General features: G+C 44.4%; 21 protein-coding genes. 9 read left to right on the forward strand and 12 right to left on the reverse strand.

Translation table 11 applies throughout. The annotated features are described in order from the left end of the window. Window positions 1–220: 220 nt before the first annotated feature. Window positions 221–625, reverse strand: a complete 405-nt coding sequence (locus tag P5683_RS16725) for a hypothetical protein (protein WP_006625513.1) — start codon at window positions 623–625, stop codon at window positions 221–223. A 69-nt stretch (window positions 626–694) separates the two neighbouring features. After that, on the reverse strand, window positions 695–1156 hold the full coding sequence (locus tag P5683_RS16730; RefSeq protein ID WP_006625512.1) for a DUF29 domain-containing protein: 462 nt from the start codon (window positions 1154–1156) through the stop codon (window positions 695–697). 45 nt (window positions 1157–1201) lie between these two features. Here P5683_RS16730 and P5683_RS16735 point away from each other — a divergent pair, with 45 nt between their 5' ends. Continuing rightward, window positions 1202–1438 (forward strand): hypothetical protein, encoded by a 237-nt coding sequence (locus P5683_RS16735; RefSeq protein WP_006625511.1) that lies wholly within the window; start codon window positions 1202–1204, stop codon window positions 1436–1438. A gap of 2 nt (window positions 1439–1440) precedes the next feature. Here P5683_RS16735 and P5683_RS16740 read toward each other — a convergent pair whose 3' ends face one another. Continuing rightward, the gene (locus P5683_RS16740) at window positions 1441–2052 is read right to left on the reverse strand and encodes a chorismate lyase (protein WP_006625510.1); all 612 of its coding nucleotides are present in this window, start codon (window positions 2050–2052) and stop codon (window positions 1441–1443) included. Window positions 2053–2229: 177 nt separating this feature from the next. Between P5683_RS16740 and P5683_RS16745 the strand changes: the two genes are divergently transcribed. Next, entirely contained in the window at window positions 2230–2610 is a 381-nt protein-coding gene (locus P5683_RS16745; protein ID WP_228116552.1) for a ribbon-helix-helix protein, CopG family, read from the forward strand. Here P5683_RS16745 and P5683_RS16750 read toward each other — a convergent pair whose 3' ends face one another. From P5683_RS16750 to P5683_RS16765, 4 genes are all read right to left on the reverse strand, one after another. Further along, complete coding sequence (locus P5683_RS16750) at window positions 2611–3570, reverse strand: putative 2-dehydropantoate 2-reductase (RefSeq protein ID WP_006625508.1); 960 nt, start codon at window positions 3568–3570, stop codon at window positions 2611–2613. Window positions 3571–3618: 48 nt separating this feature from the next. Further along, window positions 3619–4029: a thioesterase family protein gene (locus tag P5683_RS16755; RefSeq protein WP_006625507.1), complete on the reverse strand. Its 411-nt coding sequence runs from the start codon at window positions 4027–4029 to the stop codon at window positions 3619–3621. A 79-nt stretch (window positions 4030–4108) separates the two neighbouring features. Continuing rightward, window positions 4109–4540: a tellurite resistance TerB family protein gene (locus tag P5683_RS16760; RefSeq protein WP_006625506.1), complete on the reverse strand. Its 432-nt coding sequence runs from the start codon at window positions 4538–4540 to the stop codon at window positions 4109–4111. A 72-nt stretch (window positions 4541–4612) separates the two neighbouring features. Beyond that, window positions 4613–5926, reverse strand: coding sequence for an ATP-binding protein (locus P5683_RS16765; protein ID WP_193521147.1), 1314 nt, complete (start codon window positions 5924–5926; stop codon window positions 4613–4615). Window positions 5927–6096: 170 nt separating this feature from the next. Here P5683_RS16765 and P5683_RS16770 point away from each other — a divergent pair, with 170 nt between their 5' ends. Then, window positions 6097–6435 (forward strand): TMEM14 family protein, encoded by a 339-nt coding sequence (locus P5683_RS16770; protein ID WP_008050946.1) that lies wholly within the window; start codon window positions 6097–6099, stop codon window positions 6433–6435. A gap of 85 nt (window positions 6436–6520) precedes the next feature. On the opposite strand, the gene P5683_RS16775 is transcribed toward P5683_RS16770, so the two are convergent. Continuing rightward, window positions 6521–7570 carry a folate-binding protein YgfZ gene (locus P5683_RS16775; RefSeq protein ID WP_006625503.1) on the reverse strand — a complete coding sequence of 350 codons (1050 nt, stop codon included), beginning with the start codon at window positions 7568–7570 and terminating at the stop codon, window positions 6521–6523. Beyond that, a complete protein-coding gene (locus tag P5683_RS16780; RefSeq protein WP_006625502.1) occupies window positions 7567–7950 on the reverse strand; it encodes a hypothetical protein in 384 nt (127 codons plus the stop codon). The genes P5683_RS16775 and P5683_RS16780 overlap by 4 nt, the downstream gene beginning before the upstream one ends. Before the next feature lie 87 nt (window positions 7951–8037). Here P5683_RS16780 and P5683_RS16785 point away from each other — a divergent pair, with 87 nt between their 5' ends. The 6 genes from P5683_RS16785 to P5683_RS16810 all read left to right on the forward strand — a co-directional run bounded on the left by P5683_RS16785 (window position 8038) and on the right by P5683_RS16810 (window position 15810). Next, window positions 8038–10362, forward strand: coding sequence for a response regulator (locus P5683_RS16785; RefSeq protein ID WP_315644966.1), 2325 nt, complete (start codon window positions 8038–8040; stop codon window positions 10360–10362). Window positions 10363–10371: 9 nt separating this feature from the next. After that, a complete protein-coding gene (locus P5683_RS16790; protein ID WP_315641931.1) occupies window positions 10372–10746 on the forward strand; it encodes a response regulator in 375 nt (124 codons plus the stop codon). Window positions 10747–10748: 2 nt separating this feature from the next. Beyond that, window positions 10749–13421, forward strand: coding sequence for a chloride channel protein (locus tag P5683_RS16795; RefSeq protein ID WP_315644965.1), 2673 nt, complete (start codon window positions 10749–10751; stop codon window positions 13419–13421). An 82-nt stretch (window positions 13422–13503) separates the two neighbouring features. Continuing rightward, entirely contained in the window at window positions 13504–13710 is a 207-nt protein-coding gene (locus P5683_RS16800) for a hypothetical protein (RefSeq protein ID WP_006669580.1), read from the forward strand. Window positions 13711–13818: 108 nt separating this feature from the next. Beyond that, a complete protein-coding gene (locus P5683_RS16805) occupies window positions 13819–14421 on the forward strand; it encodes a GNAT family N-acetyltransferase (RefSeq protein ID WP_006625497.1) in 603 nt (200 codons plus the stop codon). Between the two features lie 18 nt (window positions 14422–14439). Continuing rightward, entirely contained in the window at window positions 14440–15810 is a 1371-nt protein-coding gene (locus P5683_RS16810; protein ID WP_006669579.1) for an aminopeptidase P family protein, read from the forward strand. A gap of 49 nt (window positions 15811–15859) precedes the next feature. Here P5683_RS16810 and P5683_RS16815 read toward each other — a convergent pair whose 3' ends face one another. From P5683_RS16815 to P5683_RS16820, 3 genes are all read right to left on the reverse strand, one after another. Next, on the reverse strand, window positions 15860–16216 hold the full coding sequence (locus P5683_RS16815) for a YbaB/EbfC family nucleoid-associated protein (RefSeq protein WP_006625495.1): 357 nt from the start codon (window positions 16214–16216) through the stop codon (window positions 15860–15862). Window positions 16217–16392: 176 nt separating this feature from the next. After that, complete coding sequence (locus P5683_RS26480; protein ID WP_396442610.1) at window positions 16393–16563, reverse strand: helix-turn-helix domain-containing protein; 171 nt, start codon at window positions 16561–16563, stop codon at window positions 16393–16395. Next, the coding region (locus tag P5683_RS16820; RefSeq protein WP_315645501.1) for an IS607 family transposase at window positions 16499–16926 on the reverse strand (428 nt) is incomplete at its 5' end. The genes P5683_RS26480 and P5683_RS16820, both read right to left, overlap by 65 nt.

Consider the following 16926-nt stretch of genomic DNA (forward strand, 5'->3'; position numbering starts at 1 on the left):
AGATTTTTATAAAGGTCAATAGAAACCATAGGTCTAAACCAGTAGAAGACAGTTTTAAAAATTCGATATTTAAATTATAGCATATCTGCGATCGCGGGTTATTTATTAATGTTTAATCAAGTTTTTTTAAGAAAAAATAAGGGTGGGTTTATCATTCTTTTACTTTGTAGTAGCAAGCTGATATGATGAACCCAACCCTAGGTTATTTTCGGGGGAAGTGTTATTTTAATATGTTTGACACTTCAGCATGAATGAGGGCAATATTTGGGTCACGCTGAATGGCTTGATAATAACGCTTTTCTCGTTCGGTTCCCTGTTCATCTACTCGCAGTAGAAATTTAGCTTCTTCTAGTAGTTCGTTAACTTGGTCTAAGGTGACGGGTTCTTTTTCCTCTAGGGTTTCGTCAATTTTGACAATAAATTGGGAAAATGGTCGCAGCCAGCTAAACCAATCATCTCCAATTACTAGCCGGAAAAATTCTCCTTTAGAGGGGATACGTCCGTAACACTTCTCATAAGTAATGCGTTCGGACTCTAGGAGATTTTTATGTAAGTTAAGTAAGCCTGTCCGCAACTGACGCAGACGCTTAAATGGAAGATTGAGAGGAGATTGAGTTGAGGACATGAATACAAATACGATCGCTATTTTCTGAGTTATCTTATTATCCCATAGAATGGGTAATTTAATGATAACTTATTCCCAATCTTGGCTGGTGTCACAAATAAAATTATCGGTGATAATATCATCAAATTGGTAAGGACAAATATCGGGAAAAGTTCGCAAAGGCAGACCTGTCTCTCGGAGAGCCAAATCAACCCCAGCCTCGAAGCTGTCCTCCAAGGCTTGGGCGATTCGGGACTTTAAACTAGGATTTCGAGATAAATGTCGCCGGGTGGCGCGGCGCTGTTCTCGAATGGTCAAGAACCAACTCCTTGAGCGTTTATGGGGTTGATATTCCCACTTGAGTAAATGCCCTAACAAGACTGTTAGATGACTGACTAATTCTCGATATTCTTGTCTTCCTAAACTGTCAATTTCAGCTTGTAAATTTTGCCAATCTAGGTTATTAATATCCTGTTGGGCTAAGGCTTGTAACTGCCACTGAGTCCAACCGTAAAAGTCCTGTTGATATAAGGAAAGTTTCTGACTATCCATAATCAGGATGCCTATATGTTATAATGGTGCATGATATTTGAATTAATGATTATGGCATCTATTTCTAGGTCGGAAGTAAAACAACTGTTAGAACGTTTGATTTTTGTGGACGATCGCCCTCAAGATTGGGTAGAGGATGTGTGGGGCATGAGTCCGACTTTAGGGGAAACTGCCGCCCGCTTGGTTGATGCTTTTGAGGCTGTAATTGAATGTTGTTCGGAGGAAAAGTTAGAGAATCTGTTACAGTCTCTCTATAGCGATCGCCTCGATGAAGATATCTGATATCATAGCATTTGCGTAGCTCCTAAATACTTGGTAAGATAGGGGGAAAACACCTCATAAATCAAGGTTAAGGGCTTCCCGTGATGCCAGAAAAGATAATAACGACCCCAAAAAGGCCCCGGCTGTCCAAAGGCTAATTCTAAGGCTTTAGAATCGCCATAGTCAATACCTTGCACATCTCGATATAATTCAGTTCTCAGCCTGGCTAAACTTGCCCAAATTGGCAGAGATCTATTTTGTAAATACTCGTCAACGTGGCTATTTTCCCACCAGGAAGTAGCATAGGCTAAACGTTGTCCTGATGCAGTCCGTAACCAGACTTGACGGCGCAACCGAGGGCCGGGGACTGCCTGAATCAATGGCGGCGCACCATCTGGACTCATACCAATGGCAGACATATCAATCACATCGACCTCTGTAGGTTCCCCGGTGAGTAGTTGCAGGTGGCGGGTTGGCGATCCGTCTCCCAATAGCATAATTTGCCAGGCTGGGGATAATTTGCTGTGGGGGAGTCCTTGGCGGACTGTTTCCTGGTTTCCCTGCCAACGACACCGGAGGCGATGCCAGCCAGCAGGCTGTTGAATGGGGTTAGGGGAGTGAATGTGGGCAGTCAATGTTTTTTACAATTCTTAACGTTGGTTGTAATCATAGCGCATCTTTGTGATCATAAGTTTTAGTCCCCTAGGGGGGAATTTCCTGCCCGCCATAGAGTTTCTGAAGTTTCCCAGAAACCGCTATCAGGATTATGATTAACAGAATCAGTGAAAGTATCAAGTATTATGTCAGATCTTATGTCGGCCCCTAATGATATCACCTTAACGGTCACAGTTTCCCAGGAGTTAATGCAGGAAATTGAGCAAAAATCTCAAGCATCTGGACACAGCATCACGCAACTGGTGCAGGAAGCGATCAAGGAATATTTAAACCTCAATAATGCCACAGATATAGAACTTTTACGTCGTCAGATCATTGAACTCCAGCGACAATTATTAACTCTGGAAAAAATACCCCAAGATTTAACGGCGGTTGAAACTAGGGTGGCTATATTAGAAAGGCGCTTAGGTTCAGTAAGTATAACTAATCAACGATCATCTTTACCTACTGTGGCAGCAGATGATGAGGATTTTTATGATGAACCGGATGAAATACTCACAGATTTTTTGCCAGATTAATTAAGGGCAATTTTGGGTATCTAAAAACTTTAATTGCTGATATAACATCTGAATGCGAGGGAGATGCACTCCTCCGGCTGTAGCCATTTTTAAGGGATTGCCTAAAATGGCATCAATTTCTAGGGGGCGGCGCTGATCATAGTCAATTTTCATGCTGGTTTTATAGGGTGTCATGGTTTCGGTATGAGACAACATTTGATTAATTATTTCGCGCTCAAGAAAGCGATCGCAACCTTTAGCACCCTCTAAAACTTCCCCCATAATGTCCTCAACTAAAACCCGAGTTGCTGGATTTGACATCATTTGATCAGTGCGGGCATTTAAAACTACTGATAATCCATTATAGGGGATATTCCACACCAACTTTTCCCAACGAATTGAGAGTAAATCTTCGGCTATGTCTAGGGGGACACCAGCCTTTTTAAAGTCTTCACCAATTTGTTGGAGTCGGGGGGTAATGCCACCAGATTGGTAATTGTGGTTATATTCGGCTAGTTTCATCATACCATAGTCTAAATGGCGAATATAACCAGGTTTGATTTTATTAGAACAAATTACACAAATACCCCCTAAAACTCTGTGATTGCCGACTATTTCGGCTATTTCTGGCTCAATTCCTAACCCATTTTGTAAGACCAAAACCACGCCATCAGGTTTTAAGACTGGGGGTAAAATTTGGGGTAGTAAATGATTTTCTGTGGATTTTATGGCGACAATTACTACATCACAGGGTGGCATTTTTTGGGGATTATTGTAGGCTGGGACTTGGGGGAGTTGAAAATCACCCCAAACGGATTCTATTTGTAAGCCATGCTGACTCACCCAATCGTAATCACTTCTGAGTAAAAAATGAACATCTAGTCCTGATTTCTGAAGTTTAGCGCCATAGAATCCACCTAATGCCCCGGTGCCAATAACTGCATAACTACGAGGATTGCTAAGTTGAGAAACCAAAGTCATATCATCTAATTAATTGATGGTCAAAAGCTGTTAATATTATGACACAAATCATTGTATTTGTCGAGGATTTAACCATTGTTGAATGGGAGGAGGAAGGGGTTGTCTTTGGCGGGTAGATGGGTTAATTGAGATATGCTTAGTTATACCTTGGGCGATTAATGATTGAGGCTGATCAGCAAGGCAGATTTGATATTCTATCTGAAAGGTATCTAGGCTTAGTTGTTGAGGTGAGAGGTTAATGACAATCCGATCGCCACAATAAATGGGTTGCCGATAGTCCATAGAAGCATGGACAATGGGAATGGCAAAATCGGGGTTATTGACAAAAGTTTTTAGGTCAATGCCTAGATTAATTAAAGCGGCTTCATAGGCTTGGTGACACATAGACATCATCTGGGCAAAATAGACAACGCCAGCGGCATCAGTTTCGCTAAAGTAGACAGTTCTAGTATATACCACAAAGGTGATGAATAAATGAGCAATTTCGGACTATTGTTCCCCTGAACTAGGGGAAATCAGGGGAATTTATGGGAATTGACTATCCTTGGTTTTTGATCATCATAACATCAATAATTTTGGTAGCCATTTCTTCTGATAAATCGAGGGAACTGTAGAGGTCATTAAGTAGGTCTTCTTCCTCTTTGGTAATTTCACCATCAGCGAGAGTGATATCTGTAGCAATGGCAAAGACTGTTTCCCGTAACTCTTTGGGTAAGACAGCGATCGCCGATTTTAATAAAGTATTGTAGCCGTGGGTTTTAATTTCCGTGAGTAGACGATCTAGCATTTCCCGTTTCTGAGTCGGGGAATAGTCGCTAAAAAGCTGCATTCGCGATAGACTACTATTGAGGATTTGAGACTCACTGGGGAGAACCAAACCATCAGCGGCTATGGCAATTAAAGCGATCGCCGCAAAGGCTTCCGGGGGTGAAAGTTTAATAGTAGCGTTGCTATCAGTAGATTCAGACATAGTTAATTTTTCCTGATTTGGGAGTATTTCCGATCTTGATTATGATGACACTGGATGCCGAATTTTTCCAATCTATTGATCAGCTAGGGCAATTTCCGCGGCCAGAAAATCGATAAACTGTCGCGCCGTCCGTCCCGATCGCCCATTATGTCTTGTTGCCCACTGGCGGGCGCGATAATCAAGATCTTCTGGATCGATAGTTATTCCGGCTTGAGTAGCCAGATGCTTAACTATGCTAAGATAAGTTTCCTGATCTGCTGGTTCAAAAGTCAGGGTTAAGCCAAAGCGATCGGCAAATGATAGCTTTTCCTGGACTGTATCCCAAGCCTGTACTTCATTTTGGTCTTGAGGGCGGGGACGTTCATCAAAAAACTCTCGGACTAAATGGCGGCGGTTTGAGGTGGCATATACCACCACATTTTCAGGTCGGGCGGTCATATTTCCTTCCAGGACAACTTTCAAGGCTTTAAAAGCATCATCATCTTCTTCAAAAGATAGGTCATCCACAAAGATAATAAACTTTTGGGGAACTCCCCGCAACTGTTCAATTACTTGGGGTAGGTCTCGCAGTTCAGATTTAGTTACTTCAATTAATCGCAAACCCCGATCGCTATATTGATGTAACAAGGCTTTAACTAGGGAAGATTTCCCTGACCCCCTACTGCCATATAACAGAACATTTAAGGCAGAATATCCCGCCAATAAAAACTCGGTATTTTTTAACAAGATTTCTCGCTGTGGTTCATATCCTACTAATTGGTTGAGGTGAATCGGATCAGGATTCGCGATCGCCATTAGTTCCCCATTCCGCCAACGAAATGCCTGGTTTTCGGCAAATTGACCAGTTCCATATTGTCGATAGTGGGCGGCGATCGCTTCAATGGCATCTCCCCAATTTTCCCCTTGGGCTAACTGATTACGCAGAGCCAGTTCTTCAATTTTATCAACTAAAATAGGTTCATCTTCCCAAACTATTGGCAATTCGGGAATTTGGGCGATCGCTTGTACCCATTGAGCCATTTTTATCCCCTGACATTTATAGAGGATATGTAAGATTCCTAAATCGTGACGGGTAGCCGCAATTAAAGAGGGATTTAATGCCGTTAGGTCGCACTGTTGGGCTTGACGGGAAAAGGGATTATCTGCCCTCAGAATTTGAGTGATTAAGTAATTTTGCCAGCTTTGGGATTGTTCGGCTTGGACTCGAAACCAGTAACTATAAGCCTGTAAAGTTTGATGGCTGTCTGCTTGTAACATATAGTCTAATAGGTTCATAAAGGCTTGACCTATTGGATCTCCCATTACTTCCTGATAAAGCAGCAGGGATAGCGCTTGACGTTGCAGAAATCGAATTTTAGCGATCGCTTCAGATAACGGTGAGGACATGGGCTAATTTGGCTGAAACTTACATCTAAACACAACCACGACACTCTCTGATTATATGGCATAGTGCCACCATCAAAAACGTTAATTTTTACAACATTTTCTTCCGAGTCTGTCTGATTCCTGATAAGTTGCTATTGATGGCAGTTTTTAATCAGTAGGAGTTGGGATTGATGAGTTTAGGTATGATCGCCACTCTCCTTTATGGAGTTTTGGCAATTGTTGGGGGAATTGTTGGATATAAGAAAGCCCAAAGTAAGATTTCTCTAATAGCGGGTGTCAGTAGTGGTATACTGTTATTGGTCGCAGCTTTTGGACAAGCCCAAGGCTGGGAATGGGCGTTAATTTTTGCCCTAGTTATTTCCGTGGTTTTAGTATTAGCTTTTGTGGGTCGATATGTGAAGACTCGAAAATTTATGCCGTCCGGTTTAATGGTAATTTTAGGAATGGTGGCGATCGCTGTGATGGTTGATCAAATTATTGGCGGTTTCAATACTGGGCTGATGGTTTAAAAGCCCAACTGCGAGGCGGGCGGGTGATTTCGTCTAACCACTACCCGCCCTGTGTTAATCCCCTCAGTTAATGATGTTTAAAATCTCAGCTTTCAGGATGGCTTAAAAAAGGAACTGCTACCACTGTAGCCGTTGTGTCTCCTAGGGATACTTCCAAGCCTTCGCCCCCCGCTTTTGTGCGGATATAACCCAAGCCAAACCATCCCTCTTGAGTCTCGGTAATGCTGGTAAGTTTACCGACTTTTTCATCCTTGAGATTAATCACGGTTCCCGGTTCCACAAAACCCGAAAGACGCAAACCCCATAATCGTTGTTTAACTCCTTTATAAGTGTTGAGACGGGCGATGGTTTCCTGTCCGATATAACAACCTTTCTCAAAGGAAATATTACCCCATAATCCCGCTTCTAGGGGGTTATAATCTTCTGTTAGTTCCCGATCGGGTGTGGGGCGACCCTGGAGAATGCGGAGTTGTTCCCAAATGCGATCGCCCAAAGGAACAGCCCCAGCTTCCGTCAGAGATAGCCACAAATTCCCCGCCGCCTCTGTGGGAACTATCAGAGTGTATCCTTCCCTAGCCAAACCACTACCGATCGCCACACGAACGGAAATATTAGCCACCATGTCAACCCAGTGATTTCCCCGGGTCAGATTTTCAGCCATGGTAGCCCCCAGTTTTGTCAGTAGAGAGGAACTTTCCGGTCCAATGAGACTAAATACCGCCCACTGGTCGCTGATGTCTTTTATATTAACCCTATCCATGGGGAAAATATAGCGGTCTAGCCATTGTAGCAGGTGCTGACGGCGATTCGGCGAAACCAGTAATAACACCGCCTCCTCGGTCATGTAAGCCGTTGCTAGATCGATATTTCGGGCGGTGGAGGTGACAAATACTGTATCACATCCCTGTCCCGGTTGGCGATCGCTAATAGAATTGGTGCTTTGGTTGTGGAGGAAAGATAAACGATCTTCCCCAGAAAGTTCTAATAGTCCCCAATGGGAGCGATCGCATAACGCCACCGTCTCCTCGGAAGCATTCAACGCTTCAGTGTCATTATCAAAACTGAGGGGAACCTGACCAGCTTCATCATATATGGCTTTGGTATTCGCGTAAATCTCTGGGAGGGTTTTAGTCATTGTCCTGTTAAATTAGCAAAAACTTTCTCGATTAAGTCTTGAGTTTTGCGATCGAGTTTATCCCAATCTACATCTCCTGTATTATCCAGTAAACTGGTATCAATTTCCACCTCCTGGGGTTGGTCAGGTGTATGGGTGGGTTGATAGTCCTGGAAACAGACTTGATAACACAGATCCCAAACATCAATGTTTACTTGTTGGCCATTATGCTCTAATTTAAGTACATAACCCGGATAGGGGGTGGTATGGGTTTCATAACTTCCCTTCCATATAGATGTTTCCAGTTGCTTACGAATGTTATCTAGGACTCTGATTAAAGCTGGCTGCATAAGTATTTCAGCTTGCTGCCAAGCCAGTTGGTTTTTAATTTTGGGTTTCATGGATATTAGCCACGGAAGGGTCTATTGAGTTATGATTTACATCAAGGGAAACCATCAAATTTTAACATACAGTAACCTCAATTTACCATGAAAATTCTTTTAGTGGATGATGATCAATATTTGAATCAACAATTATCCAAATCTCTGAAAGCTCATAATTATGTAGTCGATATAGCGACCGACGGCGAATCGGGATGGAACTATATCGAAAGTTTTGAATATAGTTTGGTTATCCTAGATATTATGTTGCCGAAACTGAATGGGATTGCACTATGTCGAAAATTGCGATCGCATAATTATCAGATGCCAGTGCTATTATTAACAGCTCGTGATAGCTGCGAAGACAAGGTTTTAGGGCTAGACGCGGGGGCTGATGATTATCTAGTCAAACCGATTAGGGCTGAAGAATTAATCGCCAGAATGCGCGCCTTATTGCGTCGTGCGACCATTTCTTTACCGCCAGTCATCCATTGGAGAGACCTAACTTTAAACCCGGCAAAATGCGAGATTTCCTACCAAAAATCGGTCTTACCTCTCACCCCCAAAGAATATGGATTGATGGAATTATTTATTCGCAGTCCCTATCGTGTTTTCAGCTACGATAGCATCATCGAACATCTCTGGTCAATAGAAGAACCTGCAGCCGATAACACTGTCCGCGCCCATATTAAAAGTCTACGCAATAAGCTAAAAGACGCTGGCGGAGACCCCAAGTTAATTGAAAATGTCTATGGGATTGGATATCGGATTAAATCCCTAGATGACGGGAGTTTTAGTCATCAATATTCATCCTTGAACCGCCCCCCTTTGTCCGTAGATGAAACCGTTACGGAGATTTGGGAAAAAATCAAAGACAAAACCATAGCTAGAGTTGAGAGTATTCAAGCAATAGCTAAGGCTAATTCCGGGAATTTAAATAATGAAAATAACCCCCGTCAATATGCCTATATAGAGGCTCACAAACTAGCGGGTTCTTTGGGAACTTTTGGATATGGTCGCGGTTCCGAAATCGCCCGAAAAATCGAATACTTGTTAGCGGGAGAACAACCCCTAGACACCGACAAGCAAACACAAATTGAGAAATTAACTGAAGACCTCTTAAAGGAGCTGAAAAAAACGCCGACCCAACCCCAAACAAAAGAGATTAAAAAGCACCCCCAAACCACTGTGCAGTCATTGTTGATTGTTGATCATGATACCATCCTAGGGGAACAAATTATTAGGGAAGCCCATAGTCGTGGTTTAGAGGCTCGACTGGCTCCTGGTGTGGGGATAGCCAGAGCCATGATGGTTGAGTATCAGCCCAGTATAATTTTACTAGAATTGAACTTTCCCAAGCCGGAAGAAGATGGGTTAATGCTATTAGAAGATATCGCCTATCATCACCCAGAAATTCCGGTGGTCATATTCTCAAGGCGATCGAGTTTTATAGATAGGCTGACGGTGTGTCGTTTAGGGAGTCGGGCGTTTCTGCAAAAACCGATGTCTAGCCATCAAATTGTGGAGATAGTCACAGGAATTCTGAATAATAATACCATCACCGGAACCATTATAGCGATTAATGATGATCCGCAAATTTTGGAACTATTAGAAGCCCTGTTGTGTCCCTTGGGATTAGAGGTAAAAACCCTAAATACTCCGCGAAAATTCTGGCAAGTCTTAGAAATATCTAACCCGGATTTACTAATTATTGATGTAGAAATGCCCCATTATAATGCCATTGATTTATGTCAGGTAATTCGCAACGAACCCAGATGGCGTTATCTGCCGATTTTAGTATTAACCAACCACACAGACCCAGAAACTAGAGCGGAACTATTTAGAGCCGGTGCTGATGATTTTATTAGCAAACCGGTAGTCGGACCGGAATTAATAGCCCGTTTATTTAGTCGCTTGCATCGCAGTCGTCTGTGGCGTAATATAGCGGAGATAGACACCTTAACCGGAATCGAAAATCGCTATAAATCAACTGAAGATATAAACCGATTAATTCGGATTGCTGGTCGTCACAAACAACCCCTGTGCTTTGCCATTTTAGACCTGGACAATTTTAAAGATATTAATGACCAATATGGTCATGATACGGGGGACTGGGTTCTGCACCGATTTGGGGAAGTTCTCAAAAAAGCATTTCGACAGGAAGATATAGTAGGAAGATGGGGAGGAGAAGAATTTGCGGTAGCCATGTATGGTACTTATAAACAAGATGCCATGAAGCGACTGCAAAAAGTTTTAGAAGAGTGGCGTTTAGAGGTTCTAGTTCCAGAAGATCATATAGCTTTTTCGGTCACCTTTAGTGGGGGAGTAGCTCAATATCCAGAAGATGGGCATGATTTACAACTACTGTATCGAGTGGCAGATGCTAACTTAGATCAAGCTAAACAGGGCGGACGCAATCAAATTATCGGATAATTTACTACCATGATCAGCCAAACAGTTTTGATTATTGATGATGATGAGGATATTCTATTGGTGACGGAAAGCTGTTTACAACTGCAAGGGAAATGGCAGGTGCTAACAGCCTCATCAGGAACGGAAGGATTTACTATAGCGAAACAACAGCAACCGGATGTTATCCTACTGGATCTAGTTATGCCGGGTGTAGATGGAGAGGCTACCATAAAAATGCTCAAAAATGATATAATGACTGCGGAAATTCCGGTGATTTTGATGACAGCCAACAACTCACCTAAACAACGATCGCTTTATTTAGGATTAGGAGCGATCGCCATCATTAACAAACCCTTTGAACCCCTAGAAATTTCCGATCAAATCAGTAATGCTCTAGGTAACTAATCGTGTACTGGCCACCCTTAACCCATCAATTCCAGAGCCTCGCCAAATCCATAATTGGCGGTTCCAAAAGGCTGGCCATTTTAGAAGCCGGCTTAATCGGATTAATTTCAGGAATAGCCGCCTTTTTTCTGAGAACAGGAGCCGGGTGGTTAGGGTCTTGGCGAGTCCAAGGTTCCGCCCACTTTTCAGCTTGGCTATTTTTACCCATATTAGGCGTAGTCGGGGGGCTGTTATCTGGTTTCCTAGTCGAACGCATAGCCCCAGAAGCAGCCGGAAGCGGCATCCCCCAAGTTAAAGCCGCCCTAGGGGGAATCAAGACCTCCCTAGATTTACGGGTAGCAGTAGTCAAACTGATCAGCACCATGATCACCATGGCTTCTGGATTCACCCTAGGACGACAGGGGCCAACAGTACAAATCGGAGCCGCCCTCGCCGCCTGGGTAAGTCGTTGGGTTCCCACTTCTCCCAACTATCGCAAACAACTAATCGCCTGTGGAGCCGCCGCCGGACTAGCCGCCGGGTTTAACGCTCCCATAGCCGGGGTTTTATTCGTAGTGGAAGACCTCCTACACGACATCTCAGGATTGACCCTCGGACCCGCCATTATCGCCTCATTTACTGGCGCGGTAGTATCCCGGCTATTAGGAAACAAAGCCATGGGACTACCTCCCACCATAGACATACCCCCAGAAGCCCTATATCAACAATGGTTAATTGAACCCCTAGAAATCCCCTTTTATATCCTGGTGGGTGTTCTCTCGGGAGTATTTGGGGTGTTATTCAGTCGGGGAATTATTACCTTTCAGAAATTTAACCGCCATACCCTCAAATTAGGACTACCCCTGAGTATGGCTGTGGCGGGTCTAATTTGTGGGATGGTTATTGCTGTGCTACCAGAGACTTTTCGAGATAATGCCGGTTTGCGAGAATATATCCTCAAAGGTAATATCCTCTGGACAACCACAGCCCTAGCTTTTGTAGTGCAGTTTTCCCTAACTACCATGGCGGCGGGTTCCGGTGCGCCGGGTGGATTATTTGCACCATCCCTAATTTTAGGCGCGGCTTTGGGGAATACTATTGGCTTATGGGAAGAGGCAACGATCGCCTTACAACCTCACACCACTTTTGCTTTTGCCGGAATGGGAGCCTTTTTCTGTGCCGTGTCTCGGACTCCCGTCACCGCCGTGGTGATTGTCTTTGAAATTACCACCGATTTTAACTTGGTTCTGCCACTGATGATCTGTTCTGTGGTCTCCTATTTGGTAGCCGAAAAGATAGAAAAAGATTCCCTATACGATCGCCTATTGGCTTTGAGTGGCATTGAATTGGAACCTGACCAAAATGCTGACCGGGTAGCCTTAAATATGTTGCACGCTAGGGATGTTATGCAGCGACAGGTAGAAACTCTCGAAGATCAGTTATCCCTAGAACAGGTTAGGTCCGCCTTTTCTCAATCCCATCATCGCGGCTTTCCCGTAGTCAACCAGGGTAAATTGGTCGGTATTATCAGCCAAACTGATATGGCAAAGATTAACCAACAAGACATATCAGAACAAACCCCCCTACATAAGCTGATGACTCCCCAACCTGTTACTATTTACCCTGATGCTCCCCTCAGTGAGGTTCTGTATCTGTTGGGACGGCAAAAACTCAGTCGCCTTCCCGTCGTCGAGGGGCGGCATTTGGTGGGAATTATTACCCGCAGCGATATTATTCGCGGTGAACTTGGATATATTAGCGGTAGTCACCAGGTGGGGCATCATGCCACCCCCTCCTATGTGGTTTATCAAACTCGCGGCCCCATGGTCGGTCATGGGCGACTATTGGTGGCTTTGAATAATCCCACTACCGCCCCGGCTTTGCTACATATTGCGGCGGCGATCGCTGCTGAACGTAATTATGAGCTAGAATGCTTGACTATTATTACCATTGCTCGCAATTTGTCCCCGGCGGAAACTCCGGTATCCATTACTAAATGTCGCCGTCTACTTCGCCAAGCTGAACGTATTGCCAAAAGCTGGCGGGTTCCTATTCATACTCAAATTAGGGTCAGTCATGATGTGTCTGGGGCGATTTTGGAGACGGTGCAAGAACGAAATATTGATTTGACTTTGATTGGGTGGCAAGGGGAAAGGTCCGCCACTAATCGGGTTTTTGGCACTGTGGTTGATACCATTATTCGACAAGTACCCGGTGAGGTTGTTTTGGTGAAGTGGGGAAAAAATGTTAACCCCATTTTTAGTGACCCCTCAGATCAGCGATCGCTCCAGTTTCCGGTTTGGCGACGTTGGTTAGTTCCTCTGCGAACTGGGGGACCTCCACCAGCCGCAATGGGCATTTTACCCGGTTTGGCTAGGTTGAGTTTGCGCCCCGATATCCGACTGTTAACTGTGGTTAAAAATGCTTTGTCTGAGGCGGAAATGGCAAAGCTAGACCACCTAGTTGAGGAGTTGAAAAGCCCCATTAATGGGGAGGTGGTGGCAACTGCTGTTTGTGCTAGGTCTGTGGTTGATGTACTTTTGGATATTGCTAATCATGATTACTGTGATGTGATTGTTTTGGGTGCTAGTGGCGAAAGTATGCTGCAACAGGCGATTAAGGGTAATATCCCCGAAGCGATCGCCCGTGGTTGTCCTTGTACTGTCATTTTGGTACGCCCACCTATTATGAATTGACCAGGTTTGGTTTTTGGTCAATAATTCTGCTATAATTTCGGCGGAATTGTCTGACTATTAACTGCCAACTTCATTGGAAATTATGACCGAACCCAAAAATCAACACCTGACCCACGCCTTAAATCAACTTATTGGTGATTATGGCATTCAAACCGTTTTGGATTGCCTCGCCGATCGCTGCTTGAAAGAAGCTGATTTTTTGAGGAGCGATCGTAGTACCGACTTGGCCGACAATTGGGAAGAAATCGGCAAGGGTTTAAAACATATTTTAAGCCGATGGCAAGAATAAATTAACCCCCAAAATATGGGGTAATATGCTTGACATTTTGGATAATTTGTGCTTGTATCAGATAGGGTTATTGCTATTGATTAATTAACTATAAATCCCTTAATCTTAATGGATGTACTCAATGTTAGTTACCGCGCTGCTAATCCTAGGGATGTCCTAGAAATTGCACCACTCATCAGACTGGCTGCCGGGGAGATGATGGATTTTTTACTCCAGCCTCTTCATCAACAATTAACCGTTGAACAAATACTAGCCAGAATGATTCAGTCAGAAACTTCTGTTTTATCTTATCAAAACATTGAGGTTGCCTATAGTCATGGTCGCATTATTGGCATGGCGAACAGCTATCCGGCTAATGCCGATATCATCACAGAAGAGATGAAACAGTTATTTAAGCCTGACCGTTTGGCTATTATCGAGGCTTTTGATAACGCCAAAGTTGAGGGGAGTTGGTTTCTTAATATTTTGGCGGTTAAGTCACCATATCAACGGCAGGGTATTGGCACATCATTAATCTGGCGAACCAAGCAAAAAGCCTGGGAATCAGGATTTTCTACCTTGAGTTTAGTTACTCAATCGGATAACTTGACCGCCATTCGCTTATACCAAAAAAATGGGTTCCGAGAAGTTAAAACCCTGGTAATTCCTCCCCACCCAGAAATAAGCGATCGCCTCAGTTATATTTTAATGAGTTGTGACCTCACTATCTAAATAAATTAACCCCGAATTATGCGACTTCCTCAACCTTCTGAAGGTCTGGTTAATAGCTTATATCAGCGCCGCCACCAATTAGCGCAACTGGTAGATTTTCCCGTCCTGTTGTGGTCTGGTGGTGTGCGATCGCGCAATTTTCCCGCTAATATTTATCCTTTCCGCGCCAGTAGCCATTTCTTATATTTTGCCGGTCTATCCTTAGTCGATACTGTCATCCATTTAGAAGGGGGAAAACTGACCCTATTTATGGATGACCCAGACCCAGATAGCGCCCTATGGCATGGGGAAAGTCTCTCACGCGATCGCCTCGCTGAAATTATCGGTGCCAACTCCGCTTTTCCCAAATCGGAATTAACCCAAAAAAGCCATAATGCTGCCACCGTCAGAGTGCAAGACCCAGCCACCCTTGCCGAAATGGAACGCATTTTAAAGCGCCCTGTCATGGCTCCAGCCGCCGCCGTAGGTCAAGATTTAGCGTTAATCAAAGCCATAATTAACCTCCGTTTATGCCATGATGATGCCGCCCTGTCCGAACTCAAAAAAGCCGCCACCGTCACCGTCAAAGCACACCAAGCCGGAATTTTAGCCACCCCCACAGCCAGCCACGAAAGTGATATTAGGGCAGCCATGGAAGCCGTCATCATTGCCCATAATATGACCTGTTCTTATAATAGTATAGTGACCACCGAGGGTCAGGTATTACATAACGAATTATACCATAATCCCCTGAAATCCGGTGATTTATTATTAGCAGATGTCGGCGCAGAAACCCCTGGGGGATGGGCTGGAGATGTCACCCGCACCTGGCCAGTTTCCGGCACTTTTTCCCCTACCCAAGCCGATATATATGATATAGTATTAGCCGCCCATGATGCTTGTATTGAGCAGGTCAAACCCGGTGTAGAATATAGGGATATTCATTTATTAGCGGCGGCGGTTATCACCGAGGGATTAGTAGATTTAGGGATTTTGCGAGGACAGGTAACCGAATTAGTAGAAAAGGATGCTCACGCCTTATTTTTCCCCCATGGTATCGGTCATTTACTAGGGTTAGACGTTCATGATATGGAAGACCTAGGAGACTTAGCCGGATATGCTCCTGGGCGCAAAAGAAGCGATCGCTTTGGTCTAGGTTTTCTGCGTCTAAATAGACCCCTAGCCCCCGGAATGCTAGTCACCATCGAACCTGGTTTTTATCAAGTTCCAGCCATTTTAAATCACCCATCCAATCGCGAAACCTATCGAGATATGGTAAATTGGGAACAACTCGAAAAATTTGCCGATGTGCGTGGCATTCGCATTGAGGATGATGTATTAGTCACCGACAGCGGCCGGGAAGTTTTAACCGCAGCCTTACCCAGTCAAAGACATCACCTAACAAAATAAGTGAGACTCTAAAGCCTCACTTAGCCACCGCTCAAAGGGGATAAATAATTTATAAACCGGGTAAGTTCAACCCACCAGTCAACTCTTCCATGCGTTCCCGCATAGTAGAGGTGGAGTTATTATAGGCTTCCTTCATCGCCGTTAAGATTAGATCAGAGACTACATCAGGTTCCTCTCCCAGCAAATCAGGAGATACTTCTACCCGGCGAGGTTGTTGGTTCCCACTCAGATAAACCTTCACCAGGCCACCACCCGCTTCTCCGAGGACTTCCAGTTCATCCAAATCTTCCTGAAGTTTTTTCGCCCCTTCCTGAACCGCCTGGGCTTTTTTAAAAGCCTCGGCTAGTTCCTTCATTTTACCAAGGCCGAAGCCATCACGACCGAATCCTTTTCCTTCTGGTGTCATAACTAATTTTCCCTTGCGTCATGGACGCTCTGAGTTTTCCATAAGACCTAGCTTAACCCCAAATTGTACCAGAAGTCTTGATCTAGGAACAATCATGGCGAATCAAACTGGCTTCACAGGGCCAAAATTCTCAGCCTAACAGACTTTGAACTGTTTCTTTGACCCATGCAGGTAAGTCACTCTGCATCACTTCCGCAGCGTAACTTTAATTTGCTTAGTCGTTTACCACTCCGGGATAATGCAATTGCTTGGTTGTAGCAATACCGACAAGCAGCCAGCCATTTACGCCAGACTTGATTTAGCTCGGGGCTGGGGTAAATCCGGATCTTCTTTGACCTGAGTTTTATATTTACGCAGTCCGTATAATCGGGAACTGAAGCAGTGGAGGATGGCGAGGATGTCCTCAACCATTTCTCGTTCTGGACTGAGACTTGTCTCGTTGAGAACCATGAGTGAGCACCTGTTTTGCTCACAGAGCCATCGAAACAAGTCAAATCCCCATATTGCCAATCGGTCTGGGTGGGCAACGACAACCATGCGGACATCTCCTGACAAGACTTGTCCCAGTAAGGCCAGCATTTTCTTTCGCTTGAAGTTGAGCCCGCCTCCGATTTCGGAGACGACTTCTGCTTCGGGGTAGAGGTTGGACAGTGTGGCTACCTGTCGGTTGAGGTCGGACTGCTGGGCGCGGCTACTAACTCTGGCATAGC

The organism is Limnospira sp. PMC 1279.21, assembly GCF_032349615.1.
Taxonomy (GTDB): Bacteria; Cyanobacteriota; Cyanobacteriia; order Cyanobacteriales; family Microcoleaceae; genus Limnospira; species Limnospira fusiformis.